Consider the following 14,641-nt stretch of genomic DNA (forward strand, 5'->3'; position numbering starts at 1 on the left):
CCAAGTGGACGCGACTTCTCGCCTCTCCCCCGCGCCTGCACTTCGGGCGCTCTGACGCATCCGGCCCCGACCACCGAACTGTCCGACGGGGCTGCCCACTTCGACTGGGCGCACGGTCGTGACTGAGGATGGTCCGGCCGCGCTGTGGGGCCTACCGTTCCGGGCCCGGTCGGCCGCAGGTCGCCGCCAGCGCGTCGAGGGCTTGGGGCAGGCTCGCCGGACGCAGCATGCCGTGACCGGGCCGGCCGGCCCAGCCGGGGCCGCCGAGGAGGACCAGCGGTCGCGATCTGGCTCCCTTCACCCCCCACTCCGTGGCCGCGACGTGCTGCGCCAGCGGCAGGCTCGCCGTGGAGCGGGCCTGCGCCCACAGCACCACGGCGGCAGGGCCCAGGCGCCGTACCGCCGCAGCGAGCGCCTCCACGGGGACGGCGGCGCCGAACATCCTTGTGGCGATGCCGAGTTGACTCAGTCCGGCGTTGAGCGCCTCCAGGGGCAGGCTGTGCTGTTCGCCGGGCACGCAGGCCAGCAGGACCGGGCTCGCCGCGGTGGGACCGGCGGACGCCGCGGGCGGTCGGGTGTGCCGGCGCAGGGTGGTGGAGACGTGCCAGGACAGCAGGTGCTCCACCTCCACGTAGCGGTCCCCGGACGTGGCCCACTTGCGGCCCACGGCATGCAGGGTGGGCACCATGACCTCCTGCCAGGCGTGGACGAGGCCGAACCCGGACACTGCGGCGGCCAGCCGCTCCTCCACGGTCGGTGCGTCCAGCCGCACCGCCGCGCGGGCCAGGCCACGGCACTCCTGGCGCACGGCGTCCGAGGGCGGCACGGCGGCCTCGGGGGTGCGCGTGGACGCAGGTACGCCCGTCGCCGCCTCGTCCTGGGCGGCGCGGCGCTGGTGCCCGCCCGCCGAGGCCTCGTTCCGCGCGGTCCGGGCCGCCTCGGCGGGGGCCAGGCCTGCCGCGGTCAGCCGGCACATCGTCTCCAGCACGGCCACGTCCCGGGGCGACCAGCGCCGGTGCCGGCCCGCCATGCGCTCGGCAGGGCCGATTCCGTAGCGGCGTTCCCAGGAGCGCAGGGTGGTGGGTGAGACCCCGAGCCGGCGGGCGAGGGCACCCGTGGTCAGACCCGCCGCGGCCGCCCCTTCGTCCGGCGCGGAGGGGTTGGCACCGATGCGCTTCTCGTCCACACCGCGACTATACGATGCAGAATCGATGCGGGTTGAGGGCACAGCTCGAGCACTCCGAGGATGGCGACATCGTCCACGCGAGAGCCATGACATTCCCGGCATCACCTTGCGCCGGACCGGCTTCGGCGTCTGCTCGGGCCGGTACGGGCCGGAGGCTCCGGTGCGGAAGCGGTGCCGCTTCGAGGAGATCGCCGCCGAGGCACCGCTCCCCTCCGTCGGCCCCCGGAGAGAGTCGGCGCTCTTCGGGGGCTCTCCCCTCTCCCGGACCGCACGGTCAAAGGGACGCACCGACCTCTACACATAAAGGGCGAATAAGAGGAAACTAGGTACACGGCGCTTACCGCACGCACACCGCACCGGACGCGGTCAGGCCCGCAAGTCAAGAAGGAGACGAGTCATGGCCAACGTCTCGCACAGGGGTGACATGACAACCCACCCCGATGTCTCCGAAATGCGGGCACGGTACGCCCGCATGCTCGGTGGTCGTGATGTGGCGCTGGTGGACGGGCCGGTGTTCCTGCTCGGTCTGTACTGCGCGGCATCTCCGTGGATCCTTCACTACACGACAAGCCAGCCGGCGCTCGCCACCCACAACCTGATCGTGGGCATCGCCATAGGCCTGCTGGCCCTGGGGTTCACCACGGCCCCCGAGCGGATGTACGGCCTCAGCTGGGCCATGTGCGCCATGGGTGTCTGGATGATCATCGCGCCGTGGATCGTGGGCAGCAGCCCGGACACCGGCGTGATCATCAACAACATCGTCATCGGCGCCCTGGCCATCGTTCTCAGCCTGATGTGCGCCGGTACGGCTGCGAAGAGCGTCCCCAAGCCATAAGGACAGGGCACGAGGAAGGGAGGACCACGTCGAAGGAAGCGAAGGCCACGAAAGGAAGACGGGGCCGGTCCGCCCGGGCGGACCGGCTTCCGTGTGCGCGCACCTCATGGCGGTGACTTCGGTGCAGCGCACGGCTGTTGGCGTCAGGCCCCGGCCGGCTGACCGTCCGGAACCGGTGTGGCGGCCAGGTACTCCTCGCTGATCTCCCGTTCGCCGAGCGGCCAGACCTTCTCCCATCGCGCCCAGATCAGGAAGGCCACGCAGCCGAGGACCAGCCAGCCCAGGGACCACTCGATGGGGTGACGGCCCGGGGAGTTCTTGTCGGCGTAGGCGTAGATCACGCACCAACCGGCGAAGGCGATGATGCTGGGGAGCGGGTAGAGCCACATCCGGTACGGGCGGCGCAGCGTCGGCTGCCGCTTGCGCAGGACGGAGAGGGCGACGATCTGGGCCAGCGCCTGGACGATCACCATCACCGTGGTGAGCAGCTGGATCAGCGTGGCGAGGTCGGTGTGCCGGCCGATCAGGAAGCCGACCGCGGTGATCACGCCCATGGTCGCCAGGCCCAGCATCGGGAAGCGGTGCTTCGGGTGCAGCTTCTCGTACGGGCGGAAGAAGACCCGGTCGCGGGCCGCGTCGTAGGGGACGCGGGAGCCGCCGAGCAGGCCCGTGAAGACCGAGGCGAAGGCCGTGATCAGGATGAGGACGGTCACCGTGTCGGCGGCGCCCTTGCCCCAGGTCTCCTCCAGCACCGCGGAGGCCACCGAGGTGGAGGCGATGTCCTTCGGGTCGGTCATGCGGTGCCAGTCGAGGACGCCGAGCGTGCCGATCTGCAGGAGCAGGTAGATCGCCATGATGCCCAGGATCGAGAAGAGGATGGAGCGCGGCAGGATGCGGCCGGGGTCCTTGATCTCGGCGCCCATGTAGGCGGTGGTGTTGTAGCCGAGGTAGTCGTAGATGCCGATGGTCAGGCCCGCGGCGAAACCGAGCCAGAAGTGGTTCGAGGTGAGGTCGAAGGCGTGCGCCGGGTAGGTGAAGGCACGGTGCGGGCTGAAGTCCGTGGCCGCGGCGACGATCACCAGGAGGACCGAGGCGATCATCACGGTCCACATCACGGCGGTGATGCGGGCGATGTGCTCGATGCCGCGCCAGAGCAGCAGCACGACGAGGGCGATGACGCCGAGGCCGATGAGGTCCCCCGAGGTCCGGCCGAGGTCGGGGGCGAGGTAGCCCAGGTACTGCACGAAGCCGACCACGCCGGTGGACATGATCAGCGGGATGAAGAGCATCGCCGTCCACACGAACAGGAACGGCATCAGCCGGCCGGTGCGGTACTGGAAGGCCTGGCGGAGGTAGACGTAACTGCCGCCGGAGCCGGGCATGGCGGCGCCCAGTTCGGCCCACACCAGCCCGTCGCAGAGGGCCAGCACGGCGCCCGCGACGAATCCGATGACCGCCTGGGGGCCGCCGAACGAGGCGACCATCAGCGGGATCGTCACGAACGGGCCGATGCCGCACATCTGGCTCATGTTGATGGCCGTGGCCTGGAACAGGCCGACACGACGGACGAAGCCACCCGAGGGTGGCGGGCTACCGGACATGGAGGCTCCTGACGCGAGGCACGGAGAGGGGTCTGCCGGAGGAGGCTGGATGGCCGATAAAGTTAAGGAGCCTTACTAGATACGTCAAGCATGCGTCAGTAATGCGTGAGAATGGTGCGATGCCCGCCAGCGACGCCGTAGAGCAGCACGAACAGCCCTGGAGCCGTCGGCGGCTGCGCAGCGCCAACGAGCGGCTGCTCCTGGACCGGCTGCGCCACGCCGGCGCCGCCTCACGCGCCCAGCTGGCCCGGGAGACCGGCCTGTCCAAGCCCACGGTGTCCAGCGCGCTCGCCTCACTGGAGGCGGCCGGACTCGTGCACGAGGTCGGCACCCACGCCCCCGAGCGCGGGCGCGTCGCCGTGCTGTACGCACCCGACCCGGCGGCCGGTCACGCGCTCGGCGTCGACATAGGCCGCAGCTGGCTGCGGATCGCGCTGGCCGACCTGGACGGCACGGTGGTCGCACGGTCCGACGTGCGCAACCCGGCCCGCGGCGCGGACGCCCTCGCCGACCTGGTCGTGGGCACCGCCCGCCAGGTCGTCGCCAACTCCGGGGTGGACCCGGCGGAGGTGGTGCACGGAGTGGTGGGCACGCCCGGGGTCTACGACGAGAAGCAGCGGCGGGTGCGGTACGCGATGCATCTGCCGGGGTGGGGCCGTGCGGGGCTGCTCGACCGCCTGCGCGAGGAGCTGGGCATACCGCTCGAGGTGCACAACGACGCCAACCTGGCCGCCCTCGGCGAGTACACGTACGGGGTCGGCGCGGGCAGCCGGCTCTTCGCCTACATCCTGATCGGTACCGGTCTCGGCATGGGCGTCGTCAGCGAGGGACGGCTGTTCACCGGGGCGCACGGGCTGGCCGGGGAGATCGGGTTCCTGCCGTGGCCGGGCCGGCAGAAGCCTGAGCGGCTGGAGGACGCGGTGTCGGGGGTGGCCGTCGTGGAGGCGGCGCGGCACTTCGGGATGCGCGGGCAGCTCACGGCGAAGGCCGTGTTCGACGCGGCCCGGCAGGGCAACACGGCCGCGGTACAGGCGGTGGAGCTGGAGGGCGAGCGGATCGCGCACACCGTGGCGGCCGCGGCCGCGGTGCTCGATCCGGACCTCGTCGTGCTCGGCGGCGGCGTGGGCCACAGCGTGGACCTGCTGCTGCGGCCGGTACGGGAGCAGCTGCGCGCGCTCACACCGCTGCGGCCGAAGCTCGCACCCAGCCGACTGGGTGAGGACGCGGTCCTGTTGGGCGCGGTGGCGACGGCTCTGGGCGCGGCACGGGAGATGGTGTTCGAGCGCAGGACGGCCACACCCTGAGCATCTGCCGCCGCGGCCACGGTGATTGACACCGCCCACCGCGCGCCCTAGCTTGAGGCAGGTTAGTAAAGTTTCCTAACTTTACGAGCCTGGAGACCGCCGTGTTCCCTCGCCCCGATCGCAGACGCCGCCTGGCCACGGCCACCATGGCCCTGGGTCTGCTCTGCTCGCTGTCCACCAGTGCCTGGGCCGGGTCCCGGGATCCGGTCCCGGCACACCGGCACGCCCCGGTCACCCGCGTGCCCTCCGCAGCCGGAAGCAGCACACCGCTGTCCGGCTACGCGATCCAGTCGACGGCGAAGGTCGGCGACTCGGCGGAGGCCGTCTCCTCCCCCGGCTATCCGGCGACCGGCTGGTATCCGGCGGGCCCGCGCTCGACGGTCCTCGCGGCGCTGCTCGCCGACGGCCGGTACGCGGACCCGTTCCACTCCACCGACCAGGACAAGATCCCCAGGGCCGACTTCCAGGTCCCGTGGTGGTACCGGGCCGACTTCACGGTCGCCGACACCACCGAGCGCACCCACCTCGACTTCAGCGGCGTGATCTCGGCGGCGGACGTCTATGTGAACGGCCGTCAGGTGGGCCGGGCGGCCGATGTCGTCGGCGCCTACACCCACCACGAACTGGACATCTCCTCACTGGTGAAGTCCGGCACGAACACGGTCGCCTTCCGCATCCAGCCCAACGAGCCCAACAAGAACCTCACCATGGGGTGGATCGACTGGCTCCAGCCGCCGCCCGACCGGAACATGGGGATCGTCCGTGACGTCCTGGTCCGCCGGGGCGGCCCGGTCGCCCTGCGCGACGCACATGTGGTGACCAGGCTCGCCGTGCCGTCCCTGGCCACCGCCGACCTGACCGTCAGGGCGCAGGCCCGCAACGACTCCGCCACGGCGGTCACGGCCGAGATCTCCGGCACCGTCGCCGGGACGGCCGTCACCAGATCCGTGCCGCTCGCCGCGCACGAGACGAAGACTGTCACCTTCTCCCCCGCCGACGTCCCCGGGCTCCGTCTCACCTCCCCGAAGGTGTGGTGGCCGGCCGGCATGGGCGGGCAGCCGCTGTACGACCTGGACCTCACCGCGTCCGTGTCCGGCACGGCCTCGGACACCGCCCACGAGAGCTTCGGCATCCGCGACGTGCAGGCGCCCCTGAACTCCGACGGCGCCCGCCAGTACCGGATCAACGGCCGCAAGCTGCTGATCAAGGGCGGCGGCTGGTCGCCGGACGAGTTCCTGCGCTGGGACTCCACCTATGTGGAGGACCGGCTGAAGTACGCCCTCGACCTCGGGCTGAACACCATCCGCCTGGAAGGCCACATCGAGCCGGACGAGTTCTTCGACATCGCCGACCGGTACGGCGTGCTCACGCTGCCGGGCTGGGAGTGCTGCGACAAGTGGGAGGGCCAGGTCAACGGCAGCGGTGAGACCGGCGACGAGTGGACCGCCGCCGACTACCCGGTCGCCAAGGCCTCCATGGCCGCCGAGGCCGCCCGGCTGCGCGACCACCCGAGCGTGATCTCGTTCCTGATCGGCAGCGACTACGCGCCCGACGCGACCATCGAGAAGAACTACCTGGACGCTCTGAAGGCGGCCGACTGGCCAAACCCGGTGGTCTCCTCGGCCTCCGACAGGTCCTCGCCCCAGCTGGGCAGTTCGGGCATGAAGATGTCCGGGCCCTACGACTGGATCCCGCCGAACTACTGGTACGCCAAGCGCGAGGGCGGGGCCACCGGCTTCAACTCCGAGACCAGCGCGGGCCCCGACATCCCCACGCTCGACACCCTGCACCGGATGATGACGCCCGCCGAGCTCGACACGCTCTGGAAGAACCCGGACACCAGGCAGTACCACCGCTCGCCCTCGCCCGTGTTCGGCACGCTCAAGATCTACGACGCGGCCCTCACCGGCCGCTACGGCGCCCCGACCGGCCTCCCCGACTATGTGCGCAAGGCGCAGCTCGCCCAGTACGAGAACGTCCGCGCCCAGTACGAGGCCTACGCGCGCAACGCGACGGACGCGAGCAAGCCCTCCACCGGAATGATCTACTGGATGTTCAACAGTGGCTGGACCTCGCTGCACTGGCAGCTGACGGACCGCTATCTGGACCAGGGCGGCGCCTACTTCGGCGCCAAGAAGGCGAACGAGCCGCTGCACGTCCAGTACTCCTACGACGACCGCTCGGTCGTCGTCGTGAACAACCGGCACGCCGCGGCCGGCGGACTCACCGCGCGTGCCACGCTGTTCAACCCCGACGGCACACAGAAGTACGACAGGACCGTGACCGGGATGACGGTGAACGGCGACGGTGCGCACGGCACCGCGCTCACCCTGCCCGCGTCGGTGAGCGGCCTGTCGTCCAGTTACCTGCTGCGGCTGACGCTGACCGGCGCGGACGGCAAGGAGGTGAGCCGGAACGTGTACTGGCTCTCCACCAAGGCCGACACGCTCGACTGGGCGAAGACCGACTGGTACCACACACCGACGACCGGCTACGCCGATCTGAAGGGGCTGGCCTCGATGGCGCAGACACCGGTGTCGGCCACGGCCTCGACCGAGTCGGCCGGCGGTACGTCGACCACCACGGTGACCCTGCGCAACACGGGCAGCGGGCTGACCCCGTCGCTGTTCACGGACGTCCACCTGGTCGACGCGCAGGGGAAGCCGGTGCTGCCGGTGCGGTGGTCGGACAACGAGGTCGGTCTGTGGCCGGGCGAGTCGGTGACGCTGACCGCCACCTACCGGACGGCCGACCTGCACGGCTCGGCGCCGGGCGTACGGGTCTCGGGCTGGAACACGCCGGAGCGGACGGTCCCGGCCGCCTGACGTGCCGGGGGTGGGCCGGACGGCCCACCCCCGCACGGCTCAGCCGACGTTGAGCGCGGTGTCGTCCACGACGAACGAGGTCTGGAGCTTGGAGCCCTCGGTGCCGGTGAACTTGAGGGTGACGGTCTGCCCGGCGTAGCTGCTCAGGTTGAAGCTGCGCTGGGTGTAGCCGGAGGCGGCGTTGAGGTTCGAGTACGTCGCCAGGGTGCCGAGCACGGTGCCGGAGCTGTTGAGGACCTGGACCTTGAGCGTGTCGTAGGCCGTGGTGGTCGTGGTCTCCGCGGTGTCGATGTGGAGATAGAAGCTGAGCGTGGCCGACGTGCAGGCGGACGGGATGGTCACCGACTGGGAGAGCGTGTCGGTGGTCGCGGTCGCGGTGCCGTCGAGCCAGGCGTAGTACGAGCCGGAACGGGCAGACTCGCCGCTGGAGTTGGTGATGACGCCGCTGGTGGCGCTCCAGGTCGAGTTGCCGGACTCGAAACCGTTGTTGCCGAGGAGCTGGGCGGCGGTGCAGGTGCCGCCACCGCCGCCACCTCCGCCACTGGTTCCCGCGCCGGCCAGCCAGGCGGTCGCGTTGAGGGCGAGGGCCGCATTGGTGGCGCTGGAGTCGTTCCAGCCGTCGTACAGGGTGTTGCCCGACTGGCCGGTGCCGTCGTCGATCGGCGAGCTGTCGCCCCAGAAGGCGACGCGGCCGCTGCCGAAGGTGGACGTCAGGAAGAAGGCGCCGGTGTTGCCGGAGTAACCGGTGCGGTAGAGCAGGCCCTTGACGCCGGAGTTGTCGGCGGGCTTGAGCGTGGCGGTGGTGCCGCTGGCGATCAGGCTCTTGGTGACGGTGCCGAAGGAACCGTGCAGGACCGGGTCGGTGCTGTCGCTGATCGCCGACGGGTGGTCGGAGCTGATGCTCAGCGAGTCGATGGAGAAGCCGAACGGGTCGGTGGAGTCGACGCTGTTGTTCGTCATCAGGTCGTTGAGGATCTCGACCGCGTCGTAGCCGTCGTTGTTGCGGTCGGCTCCGGTGTGGTCGGAGATCATGAAGAGACCGCCGCCGTTCTTCACGAAGTTCATGATCGCCGTCTTCTCGGCGGTCGTGAACATCGTGTTGGGCTCGGGCAGGACCAGCGTGTCGAAGTTCGACAGGTCGGTGGTCGACGAGCCGCCGTAGCTGAGGCTGGAGCCCGAGGGCAGCGTCTTCAGGCTGTAGCTGCCGGTCTTCTGCAGGTCGACGCCCCAGGAGGACAGGGCGCCGGTCCAGTCCGTCTCGGCGGACGGGGAGGAGTCCTGGCCGAGCGGGTCGGGCTGGCTGGTGGAGATGATCCAGTCCGCGTTGCCGGCCGTCTCGGCATGGGCGTTGTCGAACAGGATCCGGTGCGTGGTGGCCGCGTGGGCGGGGGTGGCGCTCGTGCCGACCTGCAGGGCTGCGGACGTGACTAGCAGCCCGAGTCCGGCCAGGACAGTGGTGAATCTGCGGCGGGATCTCCTCGATCCGAGCATCCGGCGAACCTCCATGAGGGGTGGGGAGAGGCGGTGGGGACGCCAACTCTGCGCGCGTAGAACCCGCTTGAGGGTTCTACACGCGTTGATTGGTTGAAAGGTACATGGCATGTCGGCTCGGTGAACAGAAAGTCCCGGCAATAACCGCAGCGGAGTGCCCGCGGCCGGAGCGGGCACATGGAACGTCAGCGGGGAACGCGACGGAGAGGGGTGGACATGGAGATCTCAGGCCTCATCAGCGCCATCGTCATCGGACTCGTCATCGGCGTGCTGGGCCGGCTGGTCGTACCCGGACGGCAGCACATCGGCATCCTGTGGACCATCGTGGTCGGCATCGTGGCGGCGCTGCTGGGATCGGCGATCGCCGCCGGGTTCGGGGTCGCGGACACCAAGGGGCCCGACTGGATCGAGTGGTTCATCCAGATCGCCCTCGCGGCCGTGGGTGTCGCCGCGCTGGACCGGGCGCAGGCCCGACGCTGATGGGAGATCAATTCCCGTACAGGTAAGGGGTGGTGGTGCTCAGTGCGTGGAAGCCGAGGCGTTCCAGGATCGGACGGCTCATGACCGAGGCGTCGACCTGGAGGTAGCGGTAGCCGTGGGCGGCGGCGACGCGGGCGCGGTGGGCGACCAGGGCGCGGTAGACGCCCCTGCCCCGCCAGCCCTCGATGATGCCGCCGCCCCACAGTCCGGCGAAGCGGGTGCCGGGCGCCAACTCCATGCGGGCGGCGCCCACCGGCTCGTCCCCGGCGAGCGCGACCACGGCGACGAGCGTGCCGGGGTCGGCGGCCAGCCTGGCGAGCAGCCGGTGGCGCAGCCGAGAGCCGTCGGTACCGAAGGCCTTCTCGTGCACGTCCACGACGAGGTCGATGCCGGCCGGGTCGGTGGCCTGGACGAGGCGGATCCCTGACGGCGGCTCCGCGTCCGGGGCGAGCCGGGCGACCTCGCCGATCAGGAGCGTCTCCTCGGGCTCCGCGCGGAATCCGGCGGCGGCGAGCCGGGGGCCGAGGTCCACCGGCCGGTCGTGTCCGTAGAGCTTCCACTCGAAGTCGCGGCCGAGGTCCGTGAAGTACGCGATCTGTTCGCCGATCGCCCGGTCCGCGCTCCCCTCGTCCAGGGCGGACCACACCACGCCGTTCCAGCCCTGCGCGTCGGCGACCTGGCGGACGACCGGGCCGGTCCGCTCGATCCGGACTCCGGGCCCGTCGGGGCGTGCGCCCTCGCGCATGTCCCGGTCGTAGAGGGCGAGTACCGCGGTGTGATCCATGGGATCACTCCAGCATCAGCGCCCCGGCGGCGCAACGGAATTACCCTCCGGCCGCACCACCGACAGGTATGCGGTGAGCCGGTCGCGGTTGCGGGCCAGGCAGTCGATGCGGGCCTGGATGCGGTCGATGTGCGACTGCAGCAGGGCCGCCGTCCGCGAGGTCACGCACTCGGCGGGCGGGTGCAGTTCCTCCGGTCCCGACAGGTACGGCAGGATCGCGCGGATCATCTCGGTCGTCAGGCCCGAGTCCAGCAGGCCACGGATCTGCTGGACGTCCGGCACGGCGGAGTCGGGATAGCTGCGGTAGCCGTTGTCGGCGCGGTCGGGGTGGAGCAGGCCCTGCTCCTCGTAGTAGCGGAGCAGGCGGGTGGGTACGCCGGTGCGCCGGGACAGTTCCCCGATCCTCATTCACGCCTCCCGTTCCCACGCTTGCCTTCACACTGATGTCAAGGTTCCACCATGGTCGCATGTCCCTGTCTTCCCAGGTCAAGGCCGGTCGGCTGCCGTGGTCGGGGCTGCTCGCCCTGTCCTGCGCCGCCTTCACGGCCGTCCTGACCGAACTCCTGCCCGCGGGTCTGCTGCCCGCGATGGCACCCCGGCTAGGGGTGGCCGAGTCCCGGATCGGCTTCCTCGTCACCGCGTACGCGGCGGCCTCCTTCCTGGCGGCCGTGCCGCTCACGACGGCGCTGCGCCGGCTGCCGCGGCGGCCGGTGCTGTGCGGCGCGCTGCTGGGGTTCGCGGTCAGCGACGCGCTCGTCGCGCTGTCGTCGTCGTACGCGCTCACCTTCGCGGCCCGGCTGCTGGCCGGCGCCATGGGCGGCACGCTGTGGGCGATGCTCGTGGGCCATGCGGCCCGGATGGTGCCGGCCGCCAGGAGCGGCCGGGCCATCGCGGTCGTGCTCGCCGGGATCACCCTGGCCCTGGCGCTGGGCCTGCCCGCCGGTACGGCGCTGGCCGGTGCGGTGGGCTGGCGGGCGGCCTTCGGCTCACTGGCCGTCCTCGCCGTACTGCTCGTGGTGTGGGTACGGATGCGGGTGCCGGGCTTCCCGGGCGAACCCCCGCACGCGCGCGTGCCGCTCGTCCGGGTCGCCGTACGCCCCGGGATCCGGCCGGTGCTGTCCGTGACGCTGTGTCTGCTGCTGGGGCACCAGGTGATGTACACCTACGTCGCCCCGTTCGCCGCGCACGCCGGATACGCCCGCACCGGCGTGCTGCTCGCGGTGTTCGGGGCCGCCACGGTGACCGGGATCTGGCTCACCGGCGTGCTGGTCGACCGGCATCTGCGGCCCACGCTGCTCGCGGCGCTCGCCCTGTTCGCGACGGTCCTGCCGGTGCTGGGCCTGGCCTGCGGTGCGCACGCGGTACTGGTCAGCGCCGTCGCCGTGTGGGGCGTCGCCTTCGGCGGGGCGCCGACGCTGATCCAGACAGCGCTGGTCGACGTCTCGGGACCGGCCGACGCCGATGTGGCGACCTCGCTGCAGACCACGGTGTACAACGCGGGGATCGCCGCGGGTTCACTCACCGGCGGGGTCGCGCTGGACTCCCTGGGTGCCGGGGCGCTGCCCTGGACGGCGCTGCCCGCGGCCGTGCTCGCGCTGGGGACGGTGGCGGCGGGGCGCCGGTACGCCTTTCCGGCCGTGCGGCACGGTGCGGCGCCGCACGGGAGCCGACTGGCTGTGTCACCGTCGGTGGCCGTAGCCTGCGGCGCCGAAGATCATGCTGCGAGGAGGTCCGTGCCCCATGGTGAAGGACAGTGAGCTGGGTCATCTGCGCCGGTGCGTCGCGCTCGCGCGGGAGGCGCTCGAGGCGGGCGACGAGCCCTTCGGGTCGGTGCTCGTGGCGGTGGACGGCACGGTCCTCGCCGAAGACCGCAACCGGGTGGCCGCCGGGGACCGCACCCGGCATCCGGAGTTCGAGCTGGCCCGCTGGTCGGCCGCCCACCTCACGCCCGAGGAGCGGGCCGCCGCCACCGTCTACACCTCGGGCGAGCACTGCCCGATGTGTGCGGCCGCGCACGCCTGGGTCGGGCTCGGCCGCATCGTGTACATCGCCTCGTCCGAACAGCTCGAGTCCTGGCTGACCGAGTTGGGCGTGCTCGCGGCTCCGGTGCGGGCGCTGCCCGTGCGTGAGGTGGCCCCCGGTGTGGCCGTCGAGGGGCCGGTGCCCGAGTTGGTCGAGGAGGTACGGGACCTGCACCGCCGCTGCCACTCGGACGGTCGCTGACCGGCGCCTCACGCCCCCGGCTGCCGGCCGGCGCCGGCCGCCTCAGCCGAGTTCGAGCGTGGCGACGCCGAAGATCCGCTCCCTGGCATGCTCACGGACCGGCCCGGTGTACATCCGGGCGGTCTCGAACGAGGTGCTGAAGCCGGCCTCCTCGGCCAGCGCGACACCGGCCGTGTTCGGTTCGGGGACGTCGATCGCGACCTCGTGGCCCGCGGCCTCGGTGGTGAGTGCGGCGAACAGGGCCCGGGCGTCGTCGGCGGTGTCGGCGAAGAGCGGGCCGATGCGCAGGCTGTCGTGGCCGGGCCGGATCACGCCGTAGCCGGTGAGGCGGTCGCCGTCGTGGCGGAGGAACGCGCGGTGGCCGGGTCCGGTGAGCCACTCGGCGAGGAAGCGCGGGCGGTCGGCCGGGGAGCAGGCGCCGTCGTAGGCGGTGACGGCGGGCAGGTCGGCCGGACCGGCGGGCCGGACGCCCTCGGGCATCCGGCTCTGCGGGGCGGTGCCGGTGAAGCGGACGGTGCGGTAGGCGAGTTCGAAGCCGGACTGGCGGTAGTTGTCCTGCTGGGCGACGACTCCGTCCAGGCCTACGGTGCGGTTCCCGGCGTGGGCCAGGGCGGTCTTCCAGGTGGTGAGGCCGTGGCCGTGGCCGCGCAGGTCCGGGCGGACGAGGTAGCAGCCGAGGAAGGCGTAGTCGGAGCCGTGGTTCACGACGGAGATCGCCGACACCGGCTCCCCGTCGATCCGGCCGAGGAAGAAGCCGTCCGGGTCCTGGGCGAAGAACGCCGGACCGTCCGACAGCCCGGGGTTCCACCCCTCCGCCGCAGCCCACCCGCTGATCACCGGCCAGTCGGCGAGGGTGGCCTGCGTGACGACGAGGTCCTGGGGGGCCGGAGAGGTCATCGGTGCGCTCCATTGCGTGGGGGTCGGACGTACTGGGCGGCGCGGTACGGCGACCGCGCCCGCAGCATCCTTGCCGATCAACGCGGGCCGCGCCACGCATGGTTCGGCCGTTGCCGAGACCGATCCGCCCCGCTGTGGGACGCGTTGGCAGCGCGCGCCGGACAGGACCCGGACCGGCCCACGCCGACGGCCCCACCGGGCCGGCGTCCGGCGGGGCCGCTCTGCGCATGTGGGGGTCAGCGGTCCCGGCCGGGGCGGAAGCGGCGGTACAGGGTCGCGCCCGTGAGCAGGAGCGCGGCGCTGCCCGCGACCGCGGGGGCCATGAGGTCGCTTCCGGTGTGGGCCAGGGTGGCCCCGGGCGGCTGCGCGGCGGGGCGCGGGGTGTCCGGGGCGTGCGGGTGGGCCTTGGTGGGGGCCGGTGGCTTCGGGGTCGGAGCCGGGTGGTGGGTGTTGACCGAGTGGTTGCCCGTGGCCGGGTTGCCCACGCCGACGACGTCGACGGAGTTGCCGCTGACGTTCACCGGCAGGTGGACGGGGAGCTGGACCCCGTTGCCGGAGAGCACACCGGGTGAGTCCTCCGTGCCGCCCTGCGCCGACGCACCGCCGGACGACGAGGCGCCGCCGGACGTCGACGAGGCGCCGTTGCCGCCACCGCCGCCGTTCGCGCAGGCGTTGCCGGCGGCGGGGTTCAGCAGCCCCACCACGTTCACGGTGTTGCCGCACACGTTCAGCGGGACGTGCACCGGGAGCTGGACGGTGTTGCCGGAGAGCACACCGGGCGAACCGGCCGCCGAACCGTCGGCGGCGGCCCCGTCGGCCGCGAAGGCGGCGGACACCGGCATCGCCACAGCCATCGCGCCGGAGGCGGCGACGACGGCGATCACACCGTTTCGGGTAGCCCGTCTCATAGGTTTCCCTGCCTTCCAGACTTCGTCGCGGGCACTCACCCGCATCCCAGAAAACGCATACGAACCATCCGAGTTATGGCTTATCGGCCTTTCACCCCGTCGAGTGA

The 14,641-nt window shown here is 71.7% G+C and carries 13 protein-coding genes; 6 read left to right on the forward strand and 7 right to left on the reverse strand.

The annotated features are described in order from the left end of the window. Positions 1-151: 151 nt before the first annotated feature. Entirely contained in the window at positions 152-1,186 is a 1,035-nt protein-coding gene (locus AC07DS_RS19465; protein WP_479146872.1) for a MerR family transcriptional regulator, read from the reverse strand. A gap of 397 nt (positions 1,187-1,583) precedes the next feature. On the opposite strand from AC07DS_RS19465, the gene AC07DS_RS19470 reads away from it, so the two are divergent. Then, the gene (locus AC07DS_RS19470) at positions 1,584-2,021 is read left to right on the forward strand and encodes an SPW repeat protein (RefSeq protein WP_145881478.1); all 438 of its coding nucleotides are present in this window, start codon (positions 1,584-1,586) and stop codon (positions 2,019-2,021) included. Positions 2,022-2,164: 143 nt separating this feature from the next. On the opposite strand, the gene AC07DS_RS19475 is transcribed toward AC07DS_RS19470, so the two are convergent. Continuing rightward, the gene (locus tag AC07DS_RS19475; protein ID WP_479146875.1) at positions 2,165-3,622 is read right to left on the reverse strand and encodes an APC family permease; all 1,458 of its coding nucleotides are present in this window, start codon (positions 3,620-3,622) and stop codon (positions 2,165-2,167) included. A gap of 119 nt (positions 3,623-3,741) precedes the next feature. Here AC07DS_RS19475 and AC07DS_RS19480 point away from each other — a divergent pair, with 119 nt between their 5' ends. Next, positions 3,742-4,926, forward strand: a complete 1,185-nt coding sequence (locus AC07DS_RS19480) for an ROK family transcriptional regulator (RefSeq protein WP_479146877.1) — start codon at positions 3,742-3,744, stop codon at positions 4,924-4,926. A 101-nt stretch (positions 4,927-5,027) separates the two neighbouring features. After that, positions 5,028-7,751: a glycoside hydrolase family 2 protein gene (locus AC07DS_RS19485; RefSeq protein WP_479146879.1), complete on the forward strand. Its 2,724-nt coding sequence runs from the start codon at positions 5,028-5,030 to the stop codon at positions 7,749-7,751. Between the two features lie 39 nt (positions 7,752-7,790). Here the strand turns inward: AC07DS_RS19485 and AC07DS_RS19490 are convergent, their stop codons facing one another. Continuing rightward, positions 7,791-9,242: a hydrolase gene (locus AC07DS_RS19490; protein ID WP_479146880.1), complete on the reverse strand. Its 1,452-nt coding sequence runs from the start codon at positions 9,240-9,242 to the stop codon at positions 7,791-7,793. A 216-nt stretch (positions 9,243-9,458) separates the two neighbouring features. On the opposite strand from AC07DS_RS19490, the gene AC07DS_RS19495 reads away from it, so the two are divergent. Beyond that, positions 9,459-9,722, forward strand: coding sequence for a GlsB/YeaQ/YmgE family stress response membrane protein (locus AC07DS_RS19495; protein ID WP_403965069.1), 264 nt, complete (start codon positions 9,459-9,461; stop codon positions 9,720-9,722). A gap of 7 nt (positions 9,723-9,729) precedes the next feature. Here the strand turns inward: AC07DS_RS19495 and AC07DS_RS19500 are convergent, their stop codons facing one another. After that, positions 9,730-10,506 (reverse strand): GNAT family N-acetyltransferase, encoded by a 777-nt coding sequence (locus AC07DS_RS19500; protein ID WP_479146882.1) that lies wholly within the window; start codon positions 10,504-10,506, stop codon positions 9,730-9,732. A gap of 15 nt (positions 10,507-10,521) precedes the next feature. Next, a complete protein-coding gene (locus tag AC07DS_RS19505) occupies positions 10,522-10,914 on the reverse strand; it encodes a MerR family transcriptional regulator (protein ID WP_479146884.1) in 393 nt (130 codons plus the stop codon). A 59-nt stretch (positions 10,915-10,973) separates the two neighbouring features. On the opposite strand from AC07DS_RS19505, the gene AC07DS_RS19510 reads away from it, so the two are divergent. Then, a complete protein-coding gene (locus tag AC07DS_RS19510) occupies positions 10,974-12,263 on the forward strand; it encodes an MFS transporter (RefSeq protein WP_479146886.1) in 1,290 nt (429 codons plus the stop codon). Next, entirely contained in the window at positions 12,247-12,729 is a 483-nt protein-coding gene (locus AC07DS_RS19515; RefSeq protein ID WP_479146888.1) for a nucleoside deaminase, read from the forward strand. The genes AC07DS_RS19510 and AC07DS_RS19515 overlap by 17 nt, the downstream gene beginning before the upstream one ends. A gap of 42 nt (positions 12,730-12,771) precedes the next feature. Here the strand turns inward: AC07DS_RS19515 and AC07DS_RS19520 are convergent, their stop codons facing one another. Then, a complete protein-coding gene (locus AC07DS_RS19520) occupies positions 12,772-13,626 on the reverse strand; it encodes a GNAT family N-acetyltransferase (RefSeq protein WP_479146890.1) in 855 nt (284 codons plus the stop codon). Between the two features lie 236 nt (positions 13,627-13,862). Next, positions 13,863-14,510: a chaplin gene (locus tag AC07DS_RS19525; RefSeq protein ID WP_479146892.1), complete on the reverse strand. Its 648-nt coding sequence runs from the start codon at positions 14,508-14,510 to the stop codon at positions 13,863-13,865. Positions 14,511-14,641 lie beyond the last annotated feature (131 nt).

This window comes from Streptomyces sp. NPDC044064, assembly GCF_056434245.1.